The 25,307-nt window shown below is 68.4% G+C and carries 19 protein-coding genes; 6 read left to right on the top strand and 13 right to left on the bottom strand.

Annotation, left to right across the window (positions count from 1 at the left end; all coding sequences use genetic code 11):
• The 11 genes from GXP76_RS07305 to GXP76_RS07255 form a co-directional block, all read right to left on the bottom strand.
• The coding region (locus GXP76_RS07305) for an ABC transporter ATP-binding protein (RefSeq protein ID WP_242570602.1) at positions 1 to 683 on the bottom strand (683 nt) is incomplete at its 3' end.
• Between the two features lie 11 nt (positions 684 to 694).
• Positions 695 to 1,675 (bottom strand): ABC transporter permease, encoded by a 981-nt coding sequence (locus GXP76_RS07300; RefSeq protein WP_242570601.1) that lies wholly within the window; start codon positions 1,673 to 1,675, stop codon positions 695 to 697.
• Positions 1,668 to 2,591: an ABC transporter permease gene (locus GXP76_RS07295; protein ID WP_242570600.1), complete on the bottom strand. Its 924-nt coding sequence runs from the start codon at positions 2,589 to 2,591 to the stop codon at positions 1,668 to 1,670. The genes GXP76_RS07300 and GXP76_RS07295 overlap by 8 nt, the downstream gene beginning before the upstream one ends.
• A 117-nt stretch (positions 2,592 to 2,708) precedes the next feature.
• Positions 2,709 to 4,340, bottom strand: coding sequence for an ABC transporter substrate-binding protein (locus GXP76_RS07290; RefSeq protein ID WP_242570599.1), 1,632 nt, complete (start codon positions 4,338 to 4,340; stop codon positions 2,709 to 2,711).
• 147 nt (positions 4,341 to 4,487) lie between these two features.
• Complete coding sequence (locus tag GXP76_RS07285) at positions 4,488 to 5,636, bottom strand: ABC transporter ATP-binding protein (RefSeq protein ID WP_242570598.1); 1,149 nt, start codon at positions 5,634 to 5,636, stop codon at positions 4,488 to 4,490.
• Positions 5,629 to 6,687, bottom strand: coding sequence for an ABC transporter ATP-binding protein (locus GXP76_RS07280; protein WP_242570597.1), 1,059 nt, complete (start codon positions 6,685 to 6,687; stop codon positions 5,629 to 5,631). The genes GXP76_RS07285 and GXP76_RS07280 overlap by 8 nt, the downstream gene beginning before the upstream one ends.
• An 11-nt stretch (positions 6,688 to 6,698) precedes the next feature.
• A complete protein-coding gene (locus tag GXP76_RS07275; RefSeq protein ID WP_242570606.1) occupies positions 6,699 to 7,616 on the bottom strand; it encodes an ABC transporter permease in 918 nt (305 codons plus the stop codon).
• Positions 7,617 to 7,647: 31 nt separating this feature from the next.
• Positions 7,648 to 8,577 carry an ABC transporter permease gene (locus GXP76_RS07270; RefSeq protein ID WP_147874023.1) on the bottom strand — a complete coding sequence of 310 codons (930 nt, stop codon included), beginning with the start codon at positions 8,575 to 8,577 and terminating at the stop codon, positions 7,648 to 7,650.
• Positions 8,578 to 8,700: 123 nt separating this feature from the next.
• Complete coding sequence (locus tag GXP76_RS07265) at positions 8,701 to 10,332, bottom strand: ABC transporter substrate-binding protein (protein WP_242570596.1); 1,632 nt, start codon at positions 10,330 to 10,332, stop codon at positions 8,701 to 8,703.
• Between the two features lie 409 nt (positions 10,333 to 10,741).
• The gene (gene typA / locus GXP76_RS07260; RefSeq protein WP_242570595.1) at positions 10,742 to 12,628 is read right to left on the bottom strand and encodes a translational GTPase TypA; all 1,887 of its coding nucleotides are present in this window, start codon (positions 12,626 to 12,628) and stop codon (positions 10,742 to 10,744) included.
• 329 nt (positions 12,629 to 12,957) lie between these two features.
• Positions 12,958 to 15,711: an ABC transporter substrate-binding protein gene (locus GXP76_RS07255; RefSeq protein WP_242570594.1), complete on the bottom strand. Its 2,754-nt coding sequence runs from the start codon at positions 15,709 to 15,711 to the stop codon at positions 12,958 to 12,960.
• Positions 15,712 to 16,032: 321 nt separating this feature from the next.
• On the opposite strand from GXP76_RS07255, the gene GXP76_RS07250 reads away from it, so the two are divergent.
• From GXP76_RS07250 to GXP76_RS07235, 4 genes are all read left to right on the top strand, one after another.
• Positions 16,033 to 16,272, top strand: coding sequence for a hypothetical protein (locus tag GXP76_RS07250; protein WP_242570593.1), 240 nt, complete (start codon positions 16,033 to 16,035; stop codon positions 16,270 to 16,272).
• A 142-nt stretch (positions 16,273 to 16,414) separates the two neighbouring features.
• A complete protein-coding gene (locus GXP76_RS07245) occupies positions 16,415 to 17,236 on the top strand; it encodes a hypothetical protein (protein ID WP_242570592.1) in 822 nt (273 codons plus the stop codon).
• 21 nt (positions 17,237 to 17,257) lie between these two features.
• A complete protein-coding gene (locus GXP76_RS07240) occupies positions 17,258 to 19,180 on the top strand; it encodes a fumarate reductase/succinate dehydrogenase flavoprotein subunit (RefSeq protein WP_242570591.1) in 1,923 nt (640 codons plus the stop codon).
• Positions 19,177 to 20,061, top strand: a complete 885-nt coding sequence (locus GXP76_RS07235; RefSeq protein ID WP_308354101.1) for a succinate dehydrogenase/fumarate reductase iron-sulfur subunit — start codon at positions 19,177 to 19,179, stop codon at positions 20,059 to 20,061. Before GXP76_RS07240 ends, GXP76_RS07235 begins: the two co-directional genes overlap by 4 nt.
• A gap of 53 nt (positions 20,062 to 20,114) precedes the next feature.
• Here GXP76_RS07235 and GXP76_RS07230 read toward each other — a convergent pair whose 3' ends face one another.
• Positions 20,115 to 21,047: a TetR/AcrR family transcriptional regulator C-terminal domain-containing protein gene (locus GXP76_RS07230; RefSeq protein WP_242570590.1), complete on the bottom strand. Its 933-nt coding sequence runs from the start codon at positions 21,045 to 21,047 to the stop codon at positions 20,115 to 20,117.
• Positions 21,048 to 21,163: 116 nt separating this feature from the next.
• Between GXP76_RS07230 and GXP76_RS07225 the strand changes: the two genes are divergently transcribed.
• Entirely contained in the window at positions 21,164 to 22,816 is a 1,653-nt protein-coding gene (locus tag GXP76_RS07225; protein ID WP_242570589.1) for an MFS transporter, read from the top strand.
• 177 nt (positions 22,817 to 22,993) lie between these two features.
• The gene (locus GXP76_RS07220) at positions 22,994 to 24,064 is read left to right on the top strand and encodes a LacI family DNA-binding transcriptional regulator (protein ID WP_242570588.1); all 1,071 of its coding nucleotides are present in this window, start codon (positions 22,994 to 22,996) and stop codon (positions 24,062 to 24,064) included.
• A 143-nt stretch (positions 24,065 to 24,207) separates the two neighbouring features.
• Here the strand turns inward: GXP76_RS07220 and GXP76_RS07215 are convergent, their stop codons facing one another.
• Positions 24,208 to 25,182, bottom strand: a complete 975-nt coding sequence (locus tag GXP76_RS07215; protein WP_242570587.1) for an acetylxylan esterase — start codon at positions 25,180 to 25,182, stop codon at positions 24,208 to 24,210.
• Positions 25,183 to 25,307 lie beyond the last annotated feature (125 nt).

Here is a 25,307-nt window from a genome sequence, read left to right as displayed (position 1 = left end):
TACATGACCGCGATCTTGTCCGCCACGTCGGCGACGACGCCGAGGTCGTGGGTGATCAGGATCAGGCCCATGTCGAGTTCGCGGCGCAACTCGCCCAGCAGCTCCATGACCTGGGCCTGCACCGTCACGTCGAGCGCGGTCGTCGGCTCGTCCGCGATGATCAGCGACGGTTCGAGCGCCATCGCCATGGCGATCATGATGCGCTGGCGCATACCGCCGGAGAACTGGTGCGGGTAGTCGTTCACGCGCTCCTTGGCCGCCGGGATCCGTACCCGGTCCATGAGTTCGACCGACTTCGCCCGCGCGTCCTTGCGGGACATCCCCCGGTGGACGATGAACATCTCACCGAGCTGCGCGCCCACACTGAGCACCGGGTTGAGCGAGGAGAGCGCGTCCTGGAAGATCATCGCCATGTCGGCGCCGCGGATCTTCCGCCGCCGGTCCTCCTTGAGCTTGAGCAGGTCCTGTCCCTTGAACAGGACTTCGCCGCCCTTGATGCGGCCGGGCGGCATGTCGAGGATGCCCATGACCGCCTGGGCGGTGACGGATTTGCCGGAGCCCGACTCGCCGAGGACCGCGAGCGTCTCGCCCGCGTCGACCGAGTAGCTGACCCCGTTGACCGCCTTCACGACGCCGTCGCGGGTGTGGAACTCCACCTGCAGGTCGCGCACATCGAGCAACATGGACCGGCTCCTCAGCGCAGCTTGGGATCGAGGGCGTCGCGCACCGCGTCGCCGAGCATGATGAAGGCGAGCACGGTGATGGCCAGGGCACCGGCGGGCCAGAGCAGCATGTGGGGGGCGTTGCGGATGAACTTCGACGCGTCGGAGATGTCGATGCCCCAGGACACGGAGGGCGGTTTGAGGCCCACGCCGAGGTAGGACAGGGTCGCCTCCAGCGCGATGTACGTGCCGAGCGCGATGGTCGCCACCACGATGACGGGCGCGATCGCGTTGGGCAGGACGTGGCGCAGCATCATCCGGGAGTTGGAGGCGCCGAGGGCGCGCGCCGCCTGGACGAAGTCGTTCTGCTTGATGGTGATGACGGAGCCGCGGGCGATGCGGGAGATCTGCGGCCAGCCGAGCAGGACCATGAACCCGATGACGGGCCAGACGGTGGAGCTGGTGACGACGGAGAGCAGGACGAGGCCGCCGAGCACCACGGGGATGCCGAAGAAGATGTCGGTGACGCGGGAGAGGATCGCGTCCCAGAAGCCGCCGAAGAAGCCGGCCAGTCCGCCGAGCGCCGTCCCGACGAGCGCGACGCCGAGGGTGGCGCAGACGCCGACGGTGACCGAGGCGCGGGCGCCGTAGACGGTACGGGTGTAGACGTCGCAGCCCTGTGCGGTGAAGCCGAAGGGGTGGCCGGGCTGTGAGCCCTCCTGCGCCTTGGCGAGATCGCAGGAGAGGGGGTTGCCGGAGGCGATGAGCTGGGGCCAGATCGAGATGACGACCAGGAAGATGATCACGAGGCCGGAGATGATGAAGACCGGGTTGCGGCGCAGATCGCGCCAGGCGTCCGACCAGAGGCTGCGGGGCTTCTCGTCGGGCCCTTCGCCGTCTCCCTGGTCGAGCCCTTCGAGTTCGGCGCCGTCGCTCGTGGCGAGGTCCATCGAACCGCCGAAGCCGGTCGGCGCGATGGCTCCCTCGTCCTCGGGAGGAGTGGGCTCAGGCATAGCGGATCCTCGGGTCGAGTACGGCGTAGAGAAGGTCGACCAGCAGGTTCGCGAGGAGGAAGACGATGACGAGGATCGTCACGAAGCCGACGACGGTCTGGGTGTTCTGGCGGAGGATGCCCTGGTAGAGCTGGTATCCGACGCCGTGGATGTTGAAGATCCGCTCGGTGACGATCGCGCCGCCCATCAGGGCGCCGACGTCGGTGCCGATGAAGGTGATCACCGGGATCAGCGAGTTGCGCAGCAGATGCCGGGTGATCACCCGGTGCCTCGGCAGGCCCTTGGCGACGGCGGTGCGCAGGTAGTCGGAGCGGGTGTTCTCGGCGATGGAGGTGCGGCTGAGCCGGGTGACGTAGGCCAGTGACACGGAGGCCAGTACGAGGCCCGGCACGATGAGTTCGCCGAGCGGGGCGGCGGAGGACACCGACGGGGAGATGACGTTCCACTTCACGCCGAGCAGGAGCTGCACGATCAGGCCGGTCACGAAGGTCGGTACGGAGATGACGACCAGCGTCAGCACCAGGACGCCGCTGTCGACCGGCCGGCCGCGCCGCAGTCCGGTGAGCACGCCGAGCGTGATGCCGATGATGATCTCGAAGACGATCGCGACGATCGTGAGTCTGATGGTGATCGGGAAGGCGGTGGCCATCAGTTCGGTGACCTTCTGGCCGTTGAAGGCCGTACCGAAGTCACCGGTGAAGACGTTTCCCATGTAGGTGAGGTATTGCTGCCACACCGGCTTGTCGAGGCCGAACTCGGAGCGCAGCTGGGCGGCGGTCGCGGGGTCGCACTGCCGCTCGCCGCAGAGGCCGGCGATGGGGTCGCCCATCACGTTGACCATGAGGAAGATCAGCAGGGTGGCGCCGATGAAGACCGGGATCATCTGGAGCAGACGCCGGATCACATAACGTCCCATGAAGGGCTCCGGGGGTCGTGGTCGGGCCTGGGGCCTGGCGGGGAATGCGTACGGCCCGGCGGGTGGAGGACCGCGGCCCGGCGCGGGGAGGGTGCGCCGGGCCTGACGGCTCCGGCGTCAGCTGACCTTGATCTCGTTGTAGACGGGGACGCTGAACGGGTTCAGCTCGACGTTGCTCAGCCGCTCCGAGTAGCCGGCGCTGCCGTTCTGGTACCAGAGCGGGATGGCGGCCATGTTGTCCCGTACGACGCCCTCGGCCTGCTGGAACTTCTTGATCGCGGTCTGGGTGTCGCTCTCGGCGTTCGCCTCGTCGACGAGCTTGTCGAACTCGGCGTTGGTCCACTTGCCGTCGTTGGACGAGGCGTTGGTGAAGTAGAGCGGCTGGAGGAAGTTCTGGATCAGCGGGTAGTCCATCTGCCAGCCGGCCCGGAAGGGGCCGGGCATCTTCTGCTGGGTGATCTGGCTGCGGAAGTCGGCGAAGGTGCCGATCGGCCGTCCGACGCACGCCCGGTCGTTGCCGAGGGTGTTGTTGATGCTGTTGCAGACGGCGTCGATCCAGTCCTTGTGCGAGCCGGTGTCCGCGTTGTACGTGAGCTGGATCCCGCCACCGGGGAGGCCGCCGCCGTCCGCGATCATCTTCTTCGCCGCGGCGGGGTCGTAGTCGCACGCCTTGCCGCAGAGGCCGGCCTGGTAGCCGCCGGCCTTGCCGAGCACGGGGGAGGTCCAGTCGGTGGCCGGGGTGCGGGTTTTCTGGAAGATCGTGTCGGTGATCTGCTTGCGGTTGATCGCCATCGACAGGCCAGTGCGGACCTTCTGCGCGTCCGGGGTGTTCCACACCTTGTCGTAGTACGGGAAGGCGAGGGTCTGGATGATGCCCGCGGGGGCGTTGATGTAGCGGGATCCGAGGTCGGAGGGCGCGTTCTTGAGCTGGGAGGCCGGGACGTCGTCGACGAGGTCCAGGTTGCCCGCGGTCAGGTCGGTGTAGGCGGTGTTGTTGTCGGTGTAGACCTTGAGGTCCACACCGCCGTTCTGCGCCTTGTCCGGCCCCGGGTACTTGTCCCACTTGCGCAGGGACATCTGCGAGCCCTTGGTGTACGAGTCGATGGTGTACGGCCCGTTGCCGACCGGCTTGGAGAGCCAGCCCGCGTGGTCCTTGAAGAACGCGGAGGGCAGCGGCGCGAACGCGGCGTACCCGAGGGTGTCCGGCCAGGTGGAGAACTTCTGGGACAGCTTGACGGTGAAGGTCTGGGGGCCGGTGACCTTGAGACCGGACAGCGTGGTGGCGGTGGGCTTGCCGGAGTCGGGGTGGACGGCCGTGTAGCCGTCGATCTGGCCGAAGAAGTAGGCGTTGCGCTGGTTGTTCGTCAGGTTCGCGCCGTAGTTCCAGGCGTCCACGAAGGACTTCGCGGTGACCTTCTCGCCGTTGCTGAAGGTCCAGCCGCTCTTCACCGTGATGGCGAAGTTCGTCGAGTCGGTCGTCTCGATCTTCTCGGCGAGCATGTTCTCGGCCTTGGCATTCTTCGGGTTGTACCGTTTCAGTCCCCTGAAGACCATGTCGAGGACCTTGCCGCCCTGGACCTCGTTCGTGTTGGCGGGCTCCAGCGGGTTCTGCGGGTCGCCCCAGGACGAGCTCAGCACCCCGTCCGCGCCACCCCCGCTGCCGCTCCCACCGCCGCCACCGCAGGCTGTCGCCGTGAGGGCGACGGCGAGCGCACCGGCGGCCCACTTGGCGTGTGTGGCTCGGCGCATGGAGTTCCTCCTGAGTCCCGAATATCACTTAGGCCCAAATATCACTCCCTTTCAGATCCCGCGCATTTATTGGGCGCCCGTGCGTGGACATGACGGAGGCCCGGACCGCGTACGGTCCGGGCCTCTCGTCGTTCGTTCGACGGCGTCTCACACGGCGTGGACGACGTCCTTCTCCTCGGCGAAGTGACAGGCCGATTCGTGCGCCGCCGGAGTGGTCGAGGCGACGAAACGCTCGGGGATCGCCAGCAGCGGGACCTCCGTGGCGCACTTCTCCTCGGCCTTCCAGCACCGGGTACGGAACCGGCAGCCGGACGGCGGGTTCGCCGGGGACGGCACGTCGCCACTGAGGATGATCCGCTCGCGGCCGCTACGGGCCTCCGGGTCGGGGACCGGGACCGCCGACAGCAGCGCCTGGGTGTAGGGGTGCGTCGGGTGGTCGTATATCTGGGTGTCCGTTCCGATCTCGGCCATCTTGCCGAGGTACATGACCCCGACCCGGTCCGAGATGTGCCGGACGATCGACAGGTCGTGCGCGATGAAGATGTAGGAGAGGTTGAACTCGTCCTGGAGCTTCTCCATCAGGTTGATGACCTGCGCCTGCACGGACACGTCGAGCGCGGAGACCGGCTCGTCGCAGATGATGACCTCGGGGTTGAGCGCGAGACCGCGTGCGATGCCGATGCGCTGGCGCTGGCCGCCGGAGAACTGGTGCGGGTACCTGTTGATGTACTCCGGGTTCAGTCCCACGACGTCGAGCAGGTCCTGGACCTTGCGCCGCCGTTCGCCCTTCGGCGCCACCTCGGGGTGGATGTCGAAGGGCTCGCCGATGATGTCACCGACGGTCATGCGCGGGTTCAGCGAGGTGTACGGGTCCTGGAAGACCATCTGGATGTTGCGGCGGACCGCCTTGAGCGCGCGCCCCGACAGCCGGGTGATGTCCTGGCCCTTGAAGAAGACCTCGCCGGCCGTCGCCGTCTCCAGCGTCATCAGCAGCCGGGCGACCGTGGACTTGCCACAGCCCGACTCGCCGACGATGCCCAGCGTCTCGCCCTGGTAGAGGTCGAACGAGATGCCGTCGACGGCCTTGACCGCGCCGATCTGCTTCTTGAACAGGATGCCCTGGGTCAGCGGGAAGTGCTTGACCAGGTTGCGCACCTGGAGGATCGGCTCCCCGCGCTCGGCCGGCGCCTCGATGGCGGCGACGGACTCCTCGACCGTGGCGGCGTCGGCCGTCTCGACCTCGGTGACGTTCGGGGTCGCGTCCATGGAGTCGTCATTACGGGTCGACTCAGCCATGGATCGTCTCCTTCCAGAAGTGGCACGCGCTGCCGCGGCCCGGCAGCTCGCCGCCGTCCCGCTCGGTGACGGGAAGCAGCGGCGGGATGTCCGTACGGCAGATGTCCTGCGCCGACGGGCAGCGCGGGTTGAAGGCACAACCGGACGGAATCCGCGTGAGGTTGGGCGGCAGGCCCTTGATCGCGTAGAGCTCCTGGCCCTTCTGGTCCAGGCGCGGGATCGAGTCCAGCAGACCGCGGGTGTACGGGTGCGCGGGGCGCTTGTACAGCTCGTGCACGGGGGCCGTCTCCACGATCCGGCCCGCGTACATGACCGCGATCTTGTCCGCGACGTCGGCGACCACGCCGAGGTCGTGGGTGATCAGGATCAGACCCATGTTGTACTCGCGCTGCAACTCCGCCAGCAGGTCCATGACCTGTGCCTGGACCGTCACGTCGAGCGCGGTGGTCGGCTCGTCCGCGATGATCAGGTCGGGCTCCAGGGCGAGCGCCATCGCGATCATGATGCGCTGGCGCATACCGCCGGAGAACTGGTGCGGGTAGTCGTTGACCCGCTCCTTCGACGCCGGGATGCGGACGCGGTCCATCAGCTCGACGGACTTCGCCTTGGCCTCCTTCTTGGAGAGGCCCTGGTGCACGCGGAACATCTCGCCGAGCTGGTAGCCGACGGAGAGCACCGGGTTGAGCGAGGACAGCGCGTCCTGGAAGATCATCGCGATCTTCCGGCCACGGATGAGCCGCCGCTCCTCGTCGTTCATCTTGAGCATGTCTTCGCCGCGGAAGAGGATCTCGCCGCGGGGAATCCTCCCCGGCGGCATGTCCAGGATGCCCATGATCGCCTGCGCGGTCACGGACTTTCCGGAGCCGGACTCGCCGAGCACGGCGAGGGTCTCACCGGCGCTGACGCTGTAGTTGACTCCGTTGACCGCCTTGGCCACACCGTCACGGGTGTGGAACTCCACGTGCAGGTCACGGACTTCGAGCAGCGGAGTGCCACTCGTATCCGAACCGCGGGGAGAAGGAACGTCCGCCGTCTTGTCGATGATGGTCATGTACGCCTCCCTCAGCGCAGTTTCGGGTCGAGGGCGTTGCGTACCGCATCGCCGAGCATGATGAACGCCAGGACGGTGATCGACACCATGACCGACGGGATGATCAGGACGAACGCGGCGTTGCGCAGCTGCTCCTGGCCCGACGAGATGTCCACGCCCCACGAGACGGTGGGCTCGGCGAGACCGATACCCAGGAACGACAGCGTGGCCTCGGCCGAGATGTAACCGCCGAGGGCGATGGTCGCCACGACGATCACCGGGGCGATCGCGTTGGGCATGATGTGCCGGAGCAGGATGCGGGTGGTCGAGGCGCCGAGCGCCTTGGCCGCCATCACGTAGTCGGCCTGCTTGATCGTGAGCACCGAGCCGCGGGCGACACGGGCTATCTGGGTCCAGCCGAGGAAGGCCAGCGCCAGGATCACGACCCAGACGTGACGGTCCTCGAACGAGGTCAGGACGACCATCGCGCCCAGGATGAAGGGGACACCGAAGAAGATGTCGGTGACCCGCGACAGCAGGGAGTCGATCCAGCCACCGAAGTAGCCGGCGAGCATGCCGACCACGGTGCCGAGCACCGTGACCAGCAGGGTGACGACCAGCGCGACGGTGATCGAGGCGCGGGCGCCGTAGACGATGCGCGCGTAGATCGACCGGCCCTGGATGTCGTAGCCGAACCAGTCCTCCGCGAAGAAGTTCCCCCACTTGGGCTTCTGCAGATAGTGGTTGGCGAGGTCGGCGTAGCGCGGGTCGGCGCTGGTGAACATCCCCGGGAAGACCGCCATGGTCAGCAGGAAGACGATCAGCAGGCCGGAGACGACGAACAGCGGGTTGCGCCGCAGGTCGTGCCAGGCGTCCGACCAGAGGCTGCGGGGCTTGCCCACCTTGCCGTCGGCGGGTTCTGTCGCCGGGGCGTCGATCGGCTCGCCCATGCCGGGCTCGGTGACGGTGTCCTTGAGTGCCTCAGGCATAACGGATCCTCGGGTCCAGGACCGCGTAGAGCAGGTCGACGAGCAGACTGGCGACGAGATAGACGACCACGATGAGGGTCACGATGCCCACGACCGTGGCGCCCTCGCGGTGCTTCAGCGCGTCGAAGACGTTCCAGCCGACACCCTTGACGTTGAAGATGCCTTCGGTGACGACCGCGCCGCCCAGCAGGGCGCCGAGGTCGGTGCCGAGGAACGTCACCACCGGGATCATCGAGTTGCGCATCAGGTGCACGCCGATGATGCGGCGGCGGGGCAGGCCCTTGGCCACGGCGGTACGCATGTAGTCGGCGCGCAGGTTCTCGGCGACCGAGGTACGGGTGAGCCGGGCCACGTAGGCCAGCGACAGCGAACCGAGCACGACAGCGGGCAGGAACAACTCGTCCCAGTTCGCTTCCGCGCTCACGTTCGGGTCCACCCAGCCGAGCTGGAAGGCGAAGAAGTACTGGCCGAGGAAGCCGAGCACGAAGGAAGGTACGGAGATCAGCAGGAGCGTCAGGATGAGCAGCCCCCGGTCACGGAGCTGGTCGGCCTTGAGACCGGCGAAGACGCCCATGGAGATACCGACGAGCACGGTGAAGGTGAAGGCGAACAGGGTCAGTCTGACCGTGATCGGGAACGCCTCCGAGATGATGTCGGCGACGGGTCTGCCGCTGGCGATCTGGGTGCCGAAGTCACCCTGGAACAGGCCGATGAGGTAGTTCCAGTACTGGTGCCAGAGCGGCAGATCGAGACCGAGATTCTTCTTCATGGCCGCGATCTGGGCGGGATCGACCGTCTGCTCTCCGGCGAGCGCGCGCACGGGGTCACCGGGCAGGGCGTACATCATGGAGAAGACCAGCAAGGTTGACCCGAGGAAGACCGGGATCATCTGGAGCAGTCGCCGCGCGACATAACGCCCCATGTTTGCCTCCGAATGGATAACGACAGCCCCGGGGGCCGCTCCCGATTTCTCGGAGAGCGGCCCCGGGGACTCACCGCCTGTTGGCGGCTGATGGCCGAGTGGGGGGGTTGGCCCTCGGGCTGGTTACTTGGCGACCGTGACTTCGGTGATGTTGTAGTCACCGTGGAAGTCGACCGTCACGTTGTCCACAGCCTTGGAGAAGCCACCGTTGGTCTTGTACTCCCACAGCGGGATCGCCGGCATCTTCGTCAGAAGCTGCTTCTCGGCCTCCTGGTAAGCCGCGATCGACTCCTCCAGGGTGGCGGCGTTGTCGCCCTTCTTGAACGCGGCGTCGACCTCCTTGTCGGAGAACCGGCCGTTGTTCGCCTCGGCGGTGGTGCCGTACAGCTCCCGCATGAAGTTGACGTTCAGCGGGTAGTCGGCCACCCAGCCACCGCGGTACATCGACTTGACCTGGTCGTTGTCACGCGCTTCCAGGTCGGTCTGGAAGTCGGGCTTGGCGTCCGGGACGCAGTCCACACCGGTGGAGTTGCGGATGGACTCGCAGACCGCGGTCACCCACTCCTTGTGGCCACCGTCGGCGTTGTACTGGATCCAGATCTTGTTGCCCGGAACGCCGCCGCCCTCGGTCACCAGGGACTTGGCCTTGGCCGCGTCGAACGAGAAGACGTCCGTGCCCAGGTCCTGGTTGCCGACCACGCCGGGGGGCGTGAAGCTGGTGGCGGGCTTGCGGGTGCCGTTGAGGACGGTCTTGGTGATCGTCTCGCGGTCGATACCCATGGACAGACCCTGGAGGACCTTCGGGTCGATGTCCTTGAACGTCTTCGAGTAGAACGTCGGCACGAGGCTCTGGATGGCCGCGTACGGCTGGTCGATCGCGCGGTCGCCGAGGTCCTGCTTGTACTTCGGCAGGTCCTTCGGGCCGACCTGGCGGATCATGTCCAGGTTGCCGGAGAGGAGGTCCTGGTACGCGGCCTCGACGGTCGCGTAGTTCTTGAAGAGGACACCCTTGTTCTTGGCCTTGTTCGGACCCTGGTAGTCAGGGTTGGCCTTGACCTGGATGAGCTTCTTGTGGTCCCACTTCTCGAAGATGTAGGGACCGTTGCCGACCGGGGCCTGGCCGAACGCCTTGGTGTCCTTGTAGAACACCTCCGGCAGCGGCGCGAAGGTCGCGTAGCCGAGCTTGTACTCGAAGTACGGCACCGGGTTGGTGAGCTCGATGGTGAAGGTGGTCTCGTCGACGACCTTCAGACCCTTCATCTCCTCGGACTTCGGGTCGCCCTTCTCCGGGTGGACGTCGGCGTAGCCGTCGATGTCCTCGAACCAGAAGGCGTTCTGCTGGTTGTTCTTGATGTTGGCGTACCAGTTCCACGCCTTGACGTACGACTCAGCGGTGACGGGGGTGCCGTCGTGGAACTTCCAGCCCTGCTTGAGCTTGACCGTCCAGGTCTTGGAGTCGGTCGTCTTCACCGACTCGGCGTTCGTGTAGACGATCTTGCCCTGCGCGTCGAAGTCCAGCAGCTGGGTGAAGACCGACTGGATTACGTAGCTGCCGAGCGACTCGTTGGTGTCGGCCGGGATCAGCGGCTTCTGCGGCTCGCCGACGTCGATGGAGACATAGCCCGCGGGCTTGCCCTTCTCCTTCGATGCCGCTTCGCCGTTGCCGTCGTCGTCTCCGCCGCCACCACAGGCCGTCGCCGCCAGGGCCACGACTATCGCGCCGACTACCCACTTGGCGCTCTTGGCACCGCGCATGGGTTCCTCCTCATGAGTCCGTTAGTCACAAACAAGAGGGGCTTGTCTACGCGCGCTGACACCCCTGGCAGCGGGCTCGACAGATACCCCGAGTGCGCTCGTGAGTCGGCGCTCCCCATCGCGCATGACCCATTGACCCGAGCTCAATGGAGCCAACTATTAAGTACCGCTCGGCTGTAAACCACACTTAGCGCGTCTCGGTTTGACAACATCGAAGCACCCCGACAGCCCGAAATCCGGACAAACTGAGCACAGACAGACACCCCCGAAACGGACCGTTAACCCATGTTCCGGAGAGCGGATGCCGATATCCGGACACTCGACCAGGAAAAACGGTTTGACGAACGGCCCGGCCCGCCGCATCTTTCACGGTGGGCCGGGCCGTCGGACGACTCCCGCCGTCGGCGGGTCAGCGCTTGGCGCGCGAGGCCGCGCGGCCACGCTCCTTCTGGTCCAGGACGACCTTACGGATACGGACCGTCTCCGGGGTCACCTCGATGCACTCGTCGTCGCGGCAGAACTCCAGCGACTGCTCCAGCGACAGCCTGCGCGGCGGCACCACGTTCTCCGTCGTGTCGGCGGAGGCCGCGCGCATGTTGGTGAGCTTCTTCTCCTTGGTGATGTTCACGTCCATGTCGTCGGCACGCGAGTTCTCACCGATGATCATGCCCTCGTACACCTCGGTACCCGGCTCGGTGAAGATGACACCGCGCTCCTGGAGGTTGACCATCGCGAACGGCGTCACCGAACCGGACCGGTCGGCGACGAGCGAGCCGTTGTTACGGGTCCGCAGCTCGCCGAACCACGGCTCGTGGCCCTCGAAGATCGAGTGCGCGATACCGGTGCCGCGGGTCTGGGTGAGGAACTCCGTACGGAAGCCGATGAGCCCGCGGGACGGCACGATCCACTCCATCCGGATCCAGCCGGACCCGTGGTTGGTCATGGTCTCCATACGGCCCTTGCGGGTCGCCATCAGCTGGGTGATCGCGCCCAGGTGCTCCTCGGGGCAGTCGATCGTCATGCGCTCGATCGGCTCGTGCACCTTGCCGTCGACGTCCTTGGTGACGACCTCGGGCTTGCCGACGGTCAGCTCGAAGCCCTCGCGGCGCATCTGCTCGACCAGGATGGCCAGCGCCAGCTCGCCGCGGCCCTGCACCTCCCAGGCGTCGGGGCGCTCGGTGTCCAGGACGCGCAGCGAGACGTTACCGATCAGCTCACGGTCCAGGCGGTCCTTCACCTGACGGGCGGTGACCTTGTGGCCCTTGCCGCCCTTGCCGACGAGCGGCGAGGTGTTCGTACCGATGGTCATCGAGATGGCCGGCTCGTCCACCGTGATCAGCGGCAGCGCGATCGGGTTCTCCAGATCGGCCAGCGTCTCGCCGATCATGATGTCCGGAATACCGGCGATGGCGCAGATGTCACCGGGGCCCGCCTTCTCGGCCGGCTTGCGGGTCAGCGCCTCGGTCATCAGCAGCTCGGTGATGCGGACGTTGGACATCGTGCCGTCACGCTTGATCCACGTGACGGTCTGGCCCTTCTTCAGCTCGCCCTGCTCGACGCGGCACAGCGCGATACGGCCGAGGAAGTTGTCGGCGTCCAGGTTGGTGACATGGGCCTGGAGCGGCGCGTCCTCGTCGTACACCGGCGCCGGGACGGAGCCCAGGATCGTGCTGAAGAACGGCTCCAGGTTGGTGCTGTCCGCCGGGACCGTGCCGTCCTCCGGCTTGGTCAGCGAGGCGACGCCGTCACGCGCGCAGGCGTAGACGATCGGGAACTCGATCTGGTCCTCGTCCGCGTCCAGGTCGAGGAAGAGGTCGTACGTCTCGTCGACGACCTCGGCGATACGGGCGTCGGGCCGGTCCGTCTTGTTGATGCACAGGATCACCGGCAGCTTGGCCTGCAGGGCCTTGCGCAGCACGAAACGGGTCTGCGGCAGCGGGCCCTCGGAGGCGTCGACGAGCAGGACGACCGCGTCCACCATCGACAGGCCCCGCTCGACCTCACCGCCGAAGTCGGCGTGGCCGGGGGTGTCGATGATGTTGATGGTGACCACGTTCGGGATGTCACCCGTACCGCCCTCCTTGGGGTGGTACTTCACCGCCGTGTTCTTGGCGAGGATCGTGATGCCCTTCTCACGCTCCAGGTCGTTCGAGTCCATCATCCGGTCGTCGAGCTGCTCGGCGGCGTGCGCGGCGAAAGCGCCGGCCTGCTTCAGCATGGCGTCGACCAGAGTGGTCTTGCCATGGTCGACGTGGGCGACGATGGCGACGTTACGGATGTCGTGGCGCGTGGGCATGCTGGCTGGCGCTTCTCTCGATCGTGGGATGCGGCGTTTCTTCCTCGTACGCCTGCCGGGCGGACACGCCACGGCCGTACCCATCGTACGGGGCTGGCGCGTCCGGGGCTTCCGGGGCCGATCCGACGAGAGGCGCAGCGCCCGCGAGCGCGGGCGGAGAGTGCTGGTGGGGAGGTCGGCGGCAGGTACTGCGGGGTGTGGATCGCCCGGGTCAGGGGGTACACACGATCTTGCCCGCCGGGAAGCCCGGCGGGCAAGTGAATCATTGGACTCTCGGGGTCTGACCTGCTGTTTCTCTCCGTTTCTTCTTCTGCGCCACCCCTGTCCTTCTACTCCTCGTCGCTTTCGGACCCGGCCGACTCGGACTGCTCCGCTTCGGGCTCCCCCGACTCCGAGTCCGTCGCCTCGGGCTCCGCCGATTCGGAGTGCGTCGCCTCGGAGTGGGTCGCCTCGGGCTCCGCCGACTCGGACCGCTCCGCTTCGGGCTCCCCCGACTCCGAGTCCGTCGCCTCGGACTCGGCCGATTCGGAGTGCGTCGCCTCGGGCTCGGCCGACTCGGAGTGCGTCGCCTCGGACTCGGCCGATTCGGGCATCACCGTCTTCTCCGGGCCGCTCTTGCCGGTGTTCTTGAAGCCGATGTCCTCGTAGCGCGGGGAGGCGAAGGCGAAGGCACCGGCGTTGGCCACGGACGGCTTGGCCGCCACGAGCTGCGGGCGCTGGTAGAGGGGGATGGACCCGGCCGCCGCCCAGATGCGGGCGTCGGCCTGCCTGAGGAGATCACCGGCCTCCTTCTCGTCCAGCTCGGAGGCGGCCTGGTCGAAGAGCTGGTTGATGTGGTCCGTACCGACGCGGGTGTAGTTCTGCTCCACCAGCAGTGTGCCGTCGGAGGCGGGGACGGGCTTGGCGTAGATCGGCCGGCCGTCGGTCGCCGGGTAGGCGGTCGCGGGCCACGAGTACAGGGCGAGGTCGTAGTCGCCGGACGCGATGTGGTCCTTGAAGTAGTTGGCGTCTGCGACCTTGGTGATCTCCGTACGGATGCCGATGCGGTCGAGCATGCGCGCGATCTTCTCACCGACGGTACGCAGCTGCTCGGAGCCGGAGCCGGAGGGCAGGACGAAGCGGAGGGTGAGGGGCTTGCCGTCCTTGGCGAGCGAGCCGGGCAGGGCGGATGCCGAGGACGTCGCGGAGGCGGATGCCGAGGTGGAGGCGGATCCCGAGGACGACGGGGATGCGGACGCCGAGGTGGAGGACGGGGAGGGGGCCTCCGTACCGCTCGGGGCGTACGCGCCGGCCATGCCGCCGCCACCCGGCTGCCTGTCCTGGGCTTTGACGCCCGAACCGTCCACCGACTCGGTCCGCCAGGTCAGGACCGCGCGCTGGAAGGCGGTGCCGAAGGTCGGCGCAATGACGCGCGTACCGGTCCCGGAGGCGGGGGCGTCGTGTCCGGGCTTGTCGTCACCGACGATGTACGCGCCGTCGTCGGAGGCACTGTCGGAATCGCTCCCGGACGCGCTCTCCGAAGCACTGCCGGAGGCGCTGCCGGAGGGACTGTCCGAGGAGCTGTCGGACTCCGGACCGGAACCGGATTGCGGCGCGCCGGATTCCGTGTCCGTGTTCGTCGCTTCCTCGTCCTCGTTCTTGTCCTTCTTCTTGTCGGCGTCGGCCTCACTCCCGGCCTTCGTCCCGTCCTCCTTCTTCAGCGCGCCGCCGGGCGTCCAGCCCGCGTCGGCGAGCAGCCCCTGCGCCTCCTGCGTGTCCTGCTCCCCGAGCGCGTCGCTGCTGTCGGCGTACGCGTGCTGTCCGGCCAGTGCCAGATGGCTGCCGGGCGGGTTCGCCGGCAGGCCGAGCGGCTTCAGCACGGCCTCGGCCAGCTTCTGCCGGTCGAGCGCGCGGGCCACGGCGCGCCGCACCCGCTCGTCGGCGAGCGGTCCGGTCTCCCCGTTGAGTGCGAGCTGGGTGAAGGCGGGTTCCAGGGACTTCCGTACGACATAGGCCCGCAGGCCCTTCTGCTCCTTCGTGTACTTGGCGATCGCCTCGTTCGCCTTCTTGCGCGAGGCCTGCGCGGCCTCGGCCGCCTTCTCTGCCGCCTTCTCGTCGTCGGAGTCGTTCGCGGCGGACTGCGACGGCGACGGCTGCGCCGACTGCGGCCCGGTGCCGGACTGCGGTCCCGCTCCGCCGCCCTTCTCGCCCTTGGCGGCCTGTTTGATCCGCTGTGCCACGGGGCTGTCGATCTCGGCGAGGTCGAGGGTGCCGTCGGCGAGGGCGGCGGCGCGTTTGTCACGCGGCACGGCGCTCAGGACGATCGAGTCGAGCTTCGGCCGCGCGCCCCACCAGCGGGGATTGCGGACCAGCGTCACCTCGCGGTCCTCCCGGTCCAGTTCCTTGAGCTGGAAGGGCCCCGCCGTGGACTTGAGCTTGGTGCGCGCGCCGTCGTTGAACGTGTTCGGCGCGCCCATCACGTCCTTCGGATAGAGAGGACTGAACAGGCCCCTCCAGTCGGCGTACGGCTTGTTGAACGTGACCCTGACCTCAAGGTCGTTCGCGCCGCGCTCGATCTTCTGGATCCGCTCGTACCCGGCGTTGCGCGCGGTCCAGTACGCGGAGTCCTTGCCGCTCAGGGCGCGCCACTGGGCCACGAAGTCCGGGGCGCCGAGCTCGCGTCCGTCGCTCCACACCGCCTGCTGGTTGAGCTTGTAGAGCACGACCTGCTTGGGCTCGCGCTCGATGATCTTCGCCGACTCCAGATAGTCCGGGTTGCGCTGCGGACGGCCGGTCTTGTCGAGGGTGAAGAGGGAGGGCAGTACGGCTCCGGCGACGCGCGACGTCGTGGCGTCGGCGTCCGCCTGGAAGGCGTTGAGGGTCGTGGGCACCGTGTCGACCGCCCAGCGCAGCGTGCCCCCGTCGGCGATCCGGTCGCGCGCCGCCGGCGCCACGTCCTGGGCGGCGGCCGGGACTTCGCTCCGCTCGTCGTCCGAGCTGCACGAGGCGAGCAGGGGCAGGGCGAGCACACCGGTGGTGAGCAGTGCGACGGAGCGGATGGTCCGGGAGCATGTCCTCCCGCGTGGGACACCGACCTGGGACATCGCTTCTCCCTCTTCGTCCTGTTTGTGGAATTTAGAGATGATCACACCTATTGCCCACCCACTGAAGAGGACCGATTGCCCGCGATCCGGGCGACACGGCGGCCCGAGGCGCGAAACCCACCCGTACGGCGCAACGGGAAGCAGGACACAGAGCCGCCGAAAGGGCGAAAATGGAGGGGCGCGACATCAACGACGCGGAGCGCACGGCTGAGGTATGCGCCGGGAATCCCTGCACGTCCCTTCACAAGCGGGGATGTGACAAGCGACACTCGCAGGCGCGTTACCGATGGCATCGCTCCCCTGCGGAAGTGAGGGCAAGTCATGTCCCAGCCGGAAGATCTGACAGCAGTCCACCGTCGTATCGATGAACTCGTCCAACGCGTCGCGGACCTGGAGCGGATGGTCGGCCGGCTGAACGAAGCCGTACCGGCCGCGCCTTCGAGGCCCACGCCCAAGGATCGTCCGGAAGTGGTCACGATCCCCGACGCGCCCTACAACGCGGCGCTTTGGACGGACTCGGACGACGAGGGTCTGGGGCTGCGGAACCGGCGCGCGCCCTAGCCGGGCGCCCTGCCCCGACCGCGCCCGGCCACCGGCGCGCACCGCACGGAATCACCTGTCATCGCTCCGCACCGTCCGCACCATCCGCCCCGGCCCTTCGACCCCCCACCCGATCCCACTCCATCTCCATACGGAGTTTTCGTTGGCTACAGGCACGGAAGAACCCCAACTGAATACGGGCGTGCACGACAAGTCGCGCGCCGCCATCGCCGCCCGCCACCTGCGGACCGACCGCTGGTGGCTGGCGCCCGCCGCCACGGCGGCCGGACTGCTCGCCTTCGTCGTCTACTCGACCTGGCGGGCGTTCGGCAACGCCCACTACTACGCGGCGCCTTACGTCTCACCGTTCTACTCGCCCTGCCTCGCGCAGAATTGCGAGCCCATGAAGGCCGGTCCCAACTGGGAGATCTTCGGCAGCTGGTGGGGCCTGTCCCCCGCGCTGATCATCCTGGTCTTCCCGCTGGGCTTCCGTATGACCTGCTACTACTACCGCAAGGCGTACTACCGGAGTTTCTGGGCCTCGCCGCCCGCCTGCGCCGTGGCGGAACCGCACAAGAAGTACTCCGGCGAGACCCGCTTCCCGCTGCTCCTGCAGAACCTCCACCGGTACTTCTTCTACGCGGCCGTCCTGGTGGCGGTCATCCTCACGTGGGACACGGTGCTCGCCTTCCGCAACTCGGACTACGAGTGGGGCCACATGGGCCTCGGCACGATCATCATGGTCGTCAACATCGTGCTGATCTGGCTGTACACCCTCTCCTGCCACTCCTGCCGCCATGTCATCGGCGGCAAGCTGAAGCACTTCTCCAAGCATCCGGTGCGCTACCGGCTGTGGGGCTGGGTAGGCACGCTGAATCACCGTCACATGCAGCTTGCCTGGGCCTCTTTGATCAGCGTCGCCCTCGCCGACTTCTACGTGTATCTGCTCGCGAGCGGGGTCTTCGACGATCCGCGCCTCTTTTAGTGCTAGGGAGAGCCTTCAGCAATGACGCAACTCGAACGCGAGCAGTGGGACGTCGTGGTGGTGGGCGCGGGCGGAGCGGGTCTGCGGGCCGCCATCGAGGCGCGAGAGCGTGGCGCCCGTACCGCTGTCATCTGCAAGTCACTGTTCGGCAAGGCCCATACGGTGATGGCCGAGGGCGGTATCGCGGCCTCCATGGGCAATGTGAACTCCGGGGACAACTGGCAGGTCCACTTCCGCGACACCATGCGCGGCGGGAAGTTCCTCAACCAGTGGCGGATGGCGGAGCTGCACGCACAGGAAGCGCCGGACCGGGTCTGGGAGTTGGAGACCTGGGGAGCGCTGTTCGACCGCACGGCGGACGGGAAGATCTCCCAGCGCAACTTCGGCGGGCACGAGTATCCCCGTCTCGCGCACGTCGGCGACCGGACCGGCCTGGAGCTGATCCGTACGCTCCAGCAGAAGATCGTCGCCCTCCAGCAGGAGGACTTCCGTGAATTCGGTGACTACGAAGCCCGGTTGAAGGTCTTCCAGGAGTGCACCGTCACCTCCGTACTGAAGGAGGGCGACCGGGTCTCGGGCACGTTCTGCTACGAGCGCGAGTCCGGCCGCTTCTTCGTACTGGAGGCGCCCGCCGTCGTCCTCGCGACCGGCGGTATCGGCAAGTCCTTCAAGGTGACGTCGAACTCCTGGGAGTACACGGGCGACGGGCACGCGCTGGCGCTGCTCGCCGGTGCCCCGCTGCTGAACATGGAGTTCGTGCAGTTCCACCCGACGGGCATGGTCTGGCCGCCCTCGGTGAAGGGGATCCTCGTCACCGAGTCGGTGCGCGGCGACGGCGGAGTGCTGCGCAACTCCGACGGCAAGCGGTTCATGTTCGACTACATCCCGGACGTCTTCAAGGAGAAGTACGCGGAGTCCGAGGCGGAGGGCGACCGCTGGTACGAGGACCCGGACAACAACCGGCGCCCGCCCGAGCTGCTGCCCCGTGACGAGGTGGCCCGTGCCATCAACTCCGAGGTGAAGGCGGGCCGGGGCTCGCCGCACGGCGGTGTGTTCCTGGACGTGTCGACCCGTATGACGCCCGACGTCATCCAGCGCCGGCTGCCGTCGATGTACCACCAGTTCAAGGAGCTGGCGGACGTCGACATCACGGCGGAGGCCATGGAGGTCGGCCCCACCTGTCACTACGTGATGGGCGGCATCGCCGTCGACTCCGACAGCGCCGCCACCGTGGGTGTCCCCGGTCTCTACGCGGCCGGCGAGGTCGCCGGCGGTATGCACGGCTCCAACCGGCTGGGCGGCAACTCGCTCTCCGACCTGCTGGTCTTCGGCCGGCGGGCGGGACTGCACGCGGCCGAGTACGCGGCGGCGCTCACGACCCGGCCGGTCCTCGACGAGGACCAGATCGACGCGGCGGCCACCGAGGCGCTGCGGCCGTTCGGCGCCGAGGCACCGGAGGGCGGCGCGCCGGAGAACCCGTACAGCGTCCATCAGGAGCTCCAGCAGACGATGAACGACCTCGTCGGCATCATCCGGCGAGAGGGCGAGATGGCGCAGGCGCTGGAGAAGCTGGGCACGCTGCGCGCGCGTGCGGTCCGGGCCGGGGTGGAGGGCCACCGGCAGTTCAACCCCGGCTGGCACCTCGCGATCGACCTGCGGAACATGCTGCTGGTCAGCGAGTGCATCGCCCTGTCGGCGCTGGAGCGCACGGAGAGCCGTGGCGGCCACACCCGCGAGGACTGGCCCGGTATGGCTCTCGACTGGCGCCGGGTCAATCTGCACTGCCAACTCAGCGATTCGGCGCGCGATCCGTCGGTGGATCCCGCGCTCGGCCGGATCAGCCTCTCCCGGAAGACGACCGAGCCCATCCGTCCCGACCTGCTCGCCCTCTTCGAGAAGGAAGAGCTGGTCAAGTACCTCGCCGAAGAGGAGCTTCACGAGTGAGTGCCAGCACGACTCCGACTCCGAGCACATCCGACTCGTCCGCCAAGGTCCCGTCACCGAGCCCGTCGCCCGCCGCCTCACCGGCTCCGTCGGCCGGGGCGACCGCGTCGACCTCCTACGAGGCGAAGTTCAGGGTCTGGCGGGGCGACGCGGAGGGCGGCGATCTGAAGGACTTCGCCGTCGAGGTGAACGAGGGCGAGGTCGTCCTCGACATCATCCACCGCCTCCAGGCAACGCAGGCGTCGGACCTGGCGGTGCGCTGGAACTGCAAGGCGGGCAAGTGCGGTTCGTGCAGCGCGGAGATCAACGGCCGTCCGCGGCTGCTCTGCATGACGCGGATGTCCACGTTCAGCCGCGAGGAGACGATCACCGTCACCCCGCTGCGGGCCTTCCCCGTCGTCAGGGACCTGGTGACGGACGTGTCCTTCAACTACCAGAAGGCACGGGAGGTACCGGCGTTCGTACCGCCACCGGGCGTCGCGGCGGGCGAGTACCGGATGCAGCAGGTGGACGTGGAGCGCTCGCAGGAGTTCCGCAAGTGCATCGAGTGCTTCCTGTGCCAGGACACCTGTCACGTGGTCCGGGACCACGAGGAGAACAAGACCTCGTTCGCCGGGCCGCGCTTCCTGATGCGGGTCGCGGAGCTGGACATGCACCCGCTGGACGGGGCCGATGAGACCGGTCTCGACCGCAAGCGGACCGCGCAGGACGAGCACGGGCTCGGCTACTGCAACATCACCAAGTGCTGCACGGAGGTCTGTCCCGAGAACATCAAGATCACGGACAACGCGCTGATCCCGCTGAAGGAACGGGTGGCGGACAAGAAGTACGACCCGCTGGTCTGGCTCGGCGACAAGATCCGCCGCCGCACGAGCAGTTGAGCGACGGGCGCCGGACGGACACCGCGCTCCGTCCGGCGCCCCCGCCCTTCTCCCTACCGTTCGCGCGACCGCTCGATCAGCGACTCGATGCCGTCCAGCATCCGTTCGAGCCCGAACTCGAAGAGCGCGCCGAGTTCGAGGTCGAACTCGCCGTCCCCGAAGATCGTCGTCAGCACCGGATACTCACCGGTGAGCTGGATCGAATCCACGCGGGTCTCGTTGGCGGCCATCCACTCGTCGGCCGTCATCCCCGTGTCCTGCCGCGCCTGCGACTCCAACTCGACCGCCATCGCGACGCCCTGGGCGTAGCCGAGCAGGGCGAGATGGGTGTGGATCATTCCGTACGGAGTGAGACCGAGCCCGCGCAGCGTGCCCAGCGTCCGCTCCGTGTAACTCATCGCGTGCGGTGAGGCCAGCGGCCGGGTCAGTCCGGCCATGGCGCGGGCCAGCCAGGGATGGCGCTCGTACTGGCTCCACAGCCACCGCACCTCCCGTGTCAGCCGTGGGCGCCAGCCGGCCGGCTCGGGCCCCGTGGGCCCGCCGCTGAACACCGCCTCGGACATCAGGCGCACCAGCTCACCCTTGCTGGGGACATGGCGGTACAGCGCCATCGTGGATGTACCGAACTCCGTCGCCACGCGCCGCATCGACAGCGCGCCCAGCCCCTCGGCGTCCGCGAGCGCGATGGCCGCGCGCACGACGCGATCGCGGCTGAGGCCCTGGAGGGGAGACGTGCCGCGCCCGGCGGAGCGGTCGGGCTCCGCGACCACCGTGCCGACGCCGGGCACCGCCCGTACCAGACCCTCCTGGTTGAGAGCGGCGAGCGCCTTGCTGGCGGTCGCCATCGCGACACCCCACTCCTGGGTGATGCGGCGGGTGGACGGCACGCGGTCGCCGGGGGCGAGTTCCCCGGAGGCGATACGGCGGCGGAGTTCGGCCGCGATACGGAGATAGGGCGGGTCGAGGTAGGGCGGATCGACTGTCACGGCCCCTACCGTACTAGTGCACTCAGGACGCCAAGTCCCGTTGTGAGCAGGGCTTCGAGGGAAGTGCACTAGGGAGCTGTTTGCCGCGTACGCGCGGAGCCGATTACGTACCGGGCATGGAGAACTCACACACACCCGGCCTCGCGGGCCGCAAGGAATGGATCGCCCTCGGCGTCCTGATGCTGCCGCTGCTTCTCGTCTCGATGGACATCTCGATCCTGTACTTCGCGATCCCGTTCGTCAGTCAGGATCTGGAGCCCAGCGCCACCCAGCAGTTGTGGATCCTGGACATGTACGGCTTCGTACTCGCCGGGCTGCTCATCACCATGGGCGCGCTCGGCGACAGCATCGGCCGGCGCAAACTGGTGCTCGCGGGCGCGGCGGTCTTCGGCGCCGCCTCGGTCGCCGCCGCGTACGCGCACTCGGCCGACGCGCTGATCGGCGTCCGCGCGCTGCTCGGGCTCGGCGGCGCCGCCCTCATGCCGTCGACACTCGCGCTGATCCGCAACCTCTTCCACGACGCGAAGCAGCGGGGCCGGGCCGTGACGATCTGGACGGGCGTCATGACCACCGGCATCTCGCTCGGGCCGGTGGTCAGCGGGCTGCTGCTCGAACACTTCTGGTGGGGTTCGGTCTTCCTGATCAACCTGCCCGCGATGGTGCTGCTGCTGGTGCTGGTGCCGTTCCTGGTACCGGAGTCCCGGACGGAATCCGACAGCCAGGGGGGAACCGAGGGGGCGCGTGCGGGGGCACGTGAAGGGGAGCGTGAACCGTTCGACCTGGTGAGCGCCGCACTCTCGCTCGCCGCTCTGCTCACCGTCATCTACGGCATCAAGGAGTGGGCCCGGCACGGATTCGCTCCGGTCCCCGCCCTCGCCGTCGTCGTGGGGCTGGCGCTCGGGTATGTCTTCGTACGCCGCCAGAAGCGCCTCGCCCACCCGATGATCGACCTCGAACTGCTGGGACGGCGGGCTTTCGGCGGGCCGGTGTTCGCGAACGTGCTCGCGATGTTCGCGACGGTGGGCATGGCGGTCTTCCTCACCCAGTACCTCCAGTCCGTGCAAGGGCTGAGCCCCTTCGAGGCCGCGCTGTGGAGCCTCGTGCCGGCGTCGGGCGTGATCGTGGCGGCGCCGGCGGCGGCGATGCTCGCGCAGCGAGTCGACCGCGCGTACGTCATGGGCGGCGGCTTCGTCGTCGCGGCGGCCGGCTTCTCCTGGCTGACCCAGATCCGTACGGACTCGGCGCTCTGGTTCTGCCTCTCGGCGGGCGCCCTCTATGTGGGCGGTCTGGTCGCCGCCATGACCCTCGCCAACGAACTCGCCATCGGCGCCGCCCCGCCGGAGCGCGCGGGCTCGGCCGCGGCCGTACTCGAATCGGGCCAGGAACTGGGCGGGGCGCTGGGGATGGCCGTCCTCGGCTCGGTCGGGGCCGCGGTCTACAGCCGGGAGATGGCCGACGCCCTGCCGGCCGATGTCACCGCCGCGCTGCCGGGCGGCGAGGCGGACGCGGTACGGGAGACGCTGGGCGGCGCCGCCGCCGCGGCGGCACGGCTCCCGGCCGAGGCGGGCGACAGTGTGCTGGCGGCGGCGCGGGACGCGTTCTCGCACGGGATGGGACTGGCGTCGGTCGGCGCCGCGGTCGTCATGGCGGCGGCCGCGCTCTTCTCGTCCGTGGTGCTGCGGGGCACGGCGGGGAGGGCCACGAGCAAGGCCGGGGGCGGCCCCGAGGGGGGCGACCTTGCTCCTGCACAGACCGGCGTCCTAGAGTGAATGCGCTTACACAGCGGGCGTGGACGGGGAGAATGTGGCCAGGAGGAGCGGGGCGACTTCGAACGGGGTGGCTCCGGACGGAGCGACGCCGAGCGGGGTGGCTCCTGACCGGCTGACTTCGAACGCGGTGCATGACCAGTCAGAAGTCACAGCGGCGAGAGCGGATGGTCGGATCGGGTGAGTGCCCCCACGGTGTACGACGTCGCCGAGCGCTCCGGCGTCTCCATTGCGACGGTTTCGCGCGTCTACCGCAATCCGGACTCCGTACGCGCCCAGACCCGGGACCGCGTGCTGAAGGCGGCCCGCGCCCTCGGCTACGTACCGAGCGGGAACGCCCGCGGGCTGGCCAGCCGGACCACGGGCATCCTCGGACTCTGTTTCCCGGACTACGCGGACCCGGACGCCGAGACCGACGCGGAGGCCGGGGCGGACGCCGAGGCCGACGACTCCGCCGTGATGCTCTACTCCGACCAGATCATCCGCGGTATGGAACGGGCGGCACGGCGGCACGGCTACGCGCTGCTGATCGCCGCCTCGCTGGTGGGCGGGCCGGAGAGCCTGGTCGCCAAGGTCGCGGGACGGGTGGACGGGTTCGCCGTACTGGCGAGGACCGTGCCCACCGAGGACCTCGAGGTCATCTCGCGGCGGCTGCCGGTGGTGATGCTCGCCGGGCCGCGCGAGATCGACCACCTCGACCACATCGAGGTGGCGAACTCCGACGGGGAGCGGGAGCTGGCCCGTCATCTCATCCGCGACCATGGGCTGCGCCGGCTGGCCTTCGTGGGCGGTCTGCGGGAATCACCGGACGCGCAGGCGCGGTTCCGGGGCTACCAGGAGGCCTGCCGTGAGGCGGGCCTCCCGGTGGCCGACGAGCCGGACCTGCGCGCCGAGATGATGACGCAGGCCGAGGGCGAACGGACGACCGACGCGCTCATGGACCGCGCCACCGGGCACGAGCGGCCGCAGGCCATCCTCTTCGCCAACGACCAGATGGCGATCGGCGCGCTGCACGCGCTGGAACGGCGCGGGGTGCGGGTGCCCGACGACATCGCGGTGACCGGCTTCGACGGCATCCCGATGAGCCGGATCGTGCGGCCCTCCCTGACGACGGTCCGCCAGCCGATGCGCCGCCTGGGCGAGGAGGCGGTGGAACTGCTGATCCAGCGCCTCGCCGACCCGGCCCGCGACCCGGTCTCCCTGATGCTCCCGGTCTCGGTGGCCCACCGCGCCAGCTGCGGCTGCCCCTGACACCTCCGCCCCGGACGAGGCGGACACCTCAGACGCGTCCGGCGCGCCCCTCAGTAACGGACCGGGCCGACACCTCAAGCCCGTCCGGCGATTGAGGACAACCGGCAACCGGACGGACCCCGGCACCACCCAAGGCCCCCCGCTCAACCCAGCCGCGCCGCGAAGAAGTCACGGCGAGCCGAGGCCAGCGCCGCCACCCCCTCCCGCTCCCCCTCATACGCGAAGTGCCCCGCCCGCAGTACATGCAGCTCCCGCACCTCCGGGAGGGCGTTGTACACGGCGAACTGCCCCGGCGGCGGCACCGACGGGTCGAACAGCGCGGGCGCGACCATCATCGGCACCCCGATCCCGCTCGCCGCCGTCGCCGCGTCGAAGTACGCGAGGACGTCCATGACCTCGGGGTGGTCCTCGCGGTACGCGCGTACCGCTTCACCGCTCCCCACGCACGGCAGCGTCACCCGCAACGGATGGTTCCCGAACGTCGGCACCGTCAACTGCCCGCAGGCGAACCGGTCGTCCCACGGCAGCGCCAACGCCCCGAGCCCACCCCCGAAGCTCTCGCCCAGATACCCCAGCCCCGTCGTCCTCAGCTCCGGCACCAGTTCCAGCAGCGCCGACGTCGCGCACCACAGATCGGCCACGCAGTCACCGATCACATACGTCTCGCGCGACTCGATGCCGTGCAGCACGTGCCCATCGGCCTCACCGGGGATCCCGGGGCGCCGGCTGCGGGAGCCCATCCCCCGCACACACGGCAGGATGGCGGCGCTACGGGCCAGCGGCAACGGCACATCCGCCCCCGGCTCCTGGCGCCCGCCGTACCCGTGCCCGATCACGAAACCGTGCTCAGCGGCCCCCTCGACCGGCAGCGCCAGCCAGCCGCCGAGACGCAGCCCGCCCACCGACGTGTAGGACACCCCGAAGATCCGGCAGCCGTCCCGCTCGTCCTCCTGCGGCCCGACGGCCGGCGCGGTCGCCACCTCCGCCGCCGCCGCGAAACGGTCCCGCCAGTACGCGTCGAATCCCTCCGGCGGGGCAGGCGCCGGGATGTCGAGCAGCTCGTCGAGGTTCCGGCCGTAGCCCGGGTCGAAGGGATAGTCGTGCTCGAACTCAGACATGAGCGCGACACTAACCCCGCCTCCACCGATGCGAGTGCAACCGGAATCGACACAGCCACTTCCGCTGCGCAAACAGCCCACCTAGCCTGCGGAAGAAGAGATTCCGGATGTCCCACATGTTGCAC

This window comes from Streptomyces sp. NP-1717 (assembly GCF_022695985.1).
Taxonomy (GTDB): domain Bacteria; phylum Actinomycetota; class Actinomycetes; order Streptomycetales; family Streptomycetaceae; genus Streptomyces.
This window is presented reverse-complemented; position numbering and strand designations above follow the sequence as displayed.

Excerpts from the sequence above, each read along its gene's own strand:
- GXP76_RS07285 (WP_242570598.1), bottom strand. The coding sequence starts at position 5,636 with ATGGCTGAGTCGACCCGTAATGACGACTCCATGGACGCGACCCCGAAC.
- GXP76_RS07300 (WP_242570601.1), bottom strand. The coding sequence starts at position 1,675 with ATGCCTGAGCCCACTCCTCCCGAGGACGAGGGAGCCATCGCGCCGACC.
- GXP76_RS07225 (WP_242570589.1), top strand. The coding sequence starts at position 21,164 with ATGGAGAACTCACACACACCCGGCCTCGCGGGCCGCAAGGAATGGATC.
- GXP76_RS07265 (WP_242570596.1), bottom strand. The coding sequence starts at position 10,332 with ATGCGCGGTGCCAAGAGCGCCAAGTGGGTAGTCGGCGCGATAGTCGTG.
- GXP76_RS07275 (WP_242570606.1), bottom strand. The coding sequence starts at position 7,616 with ATGGGCGAGCCGATCGACGCCCCGGCGACAGAACCCGCCGACGGCAAG.
- GXP76_RS07240 (WP_242570591.1), top strand. The coding sequence starts at position 17,258 with ATGACGCAACTCGAACGCGAGCAGTGGGACGTCGTGGTGGTGGGCGCG.
- GXP76_RS07215 (WP_242570587.1), bottom strand. The coding sequence starts at position 25,182 with ATGTCTGAGTTCGAGCACGACTATCCCTTCGACCCGGGCTACGGCCGG.
- GXP76_RS07250 (WP_242570593.1), top strand. The coding sequence starts at position 16,033 with ATGTCCCAGCCGGAAGATCTGACAGCAGTCCACCGTCGTATCGATGAA.
- GXP76_RS07290 (WP_242570599.1), bottom strand. The coding sequence starts at position 4,340 with ATGCGCCGAGCCACACACGCCAAGTGGGCCGCCGGTGCGCTCGCCGTC.
- typA (WP_242570595.1), bottom strand. The coding sequence starts at position 12,628 with ATGCCCACGCGCCACGACATCCGTAACGTCGCCATCGTCGCCCACGTC.
- GXP76_RS07255 (WP_242570594.1), bottom strand. The coding sequence starts at position 15,711 with ATGTCCCAGGTCGGTGTCCCACGCGGGAGGACATGCTCCCGGACCATC.
- GXP76_RS07270 (WP_147874023.1), bottom strand. The coding sequence starts at position 8,577 with ATGGGGCGTTATGTCGCGCGGCGACTGCTCCAGATGATCCCGGTCTTC.
- GXP76_RS07280 (WP_242570597.1), bottom strand. The coding sequence starts at position 6,687 with ATGACCATCATCGACAAGACGGCGGACGTTCCTTCTCCCCGCGGTTCG.
- GXP76_RS07295 (WP_242570600.1), bottom strand. The coding sequence starts at position 2,591 with ATGGGACGTTATGTGATCCGGCGTCTGCTCCAGATGATCCCGGTCTTC.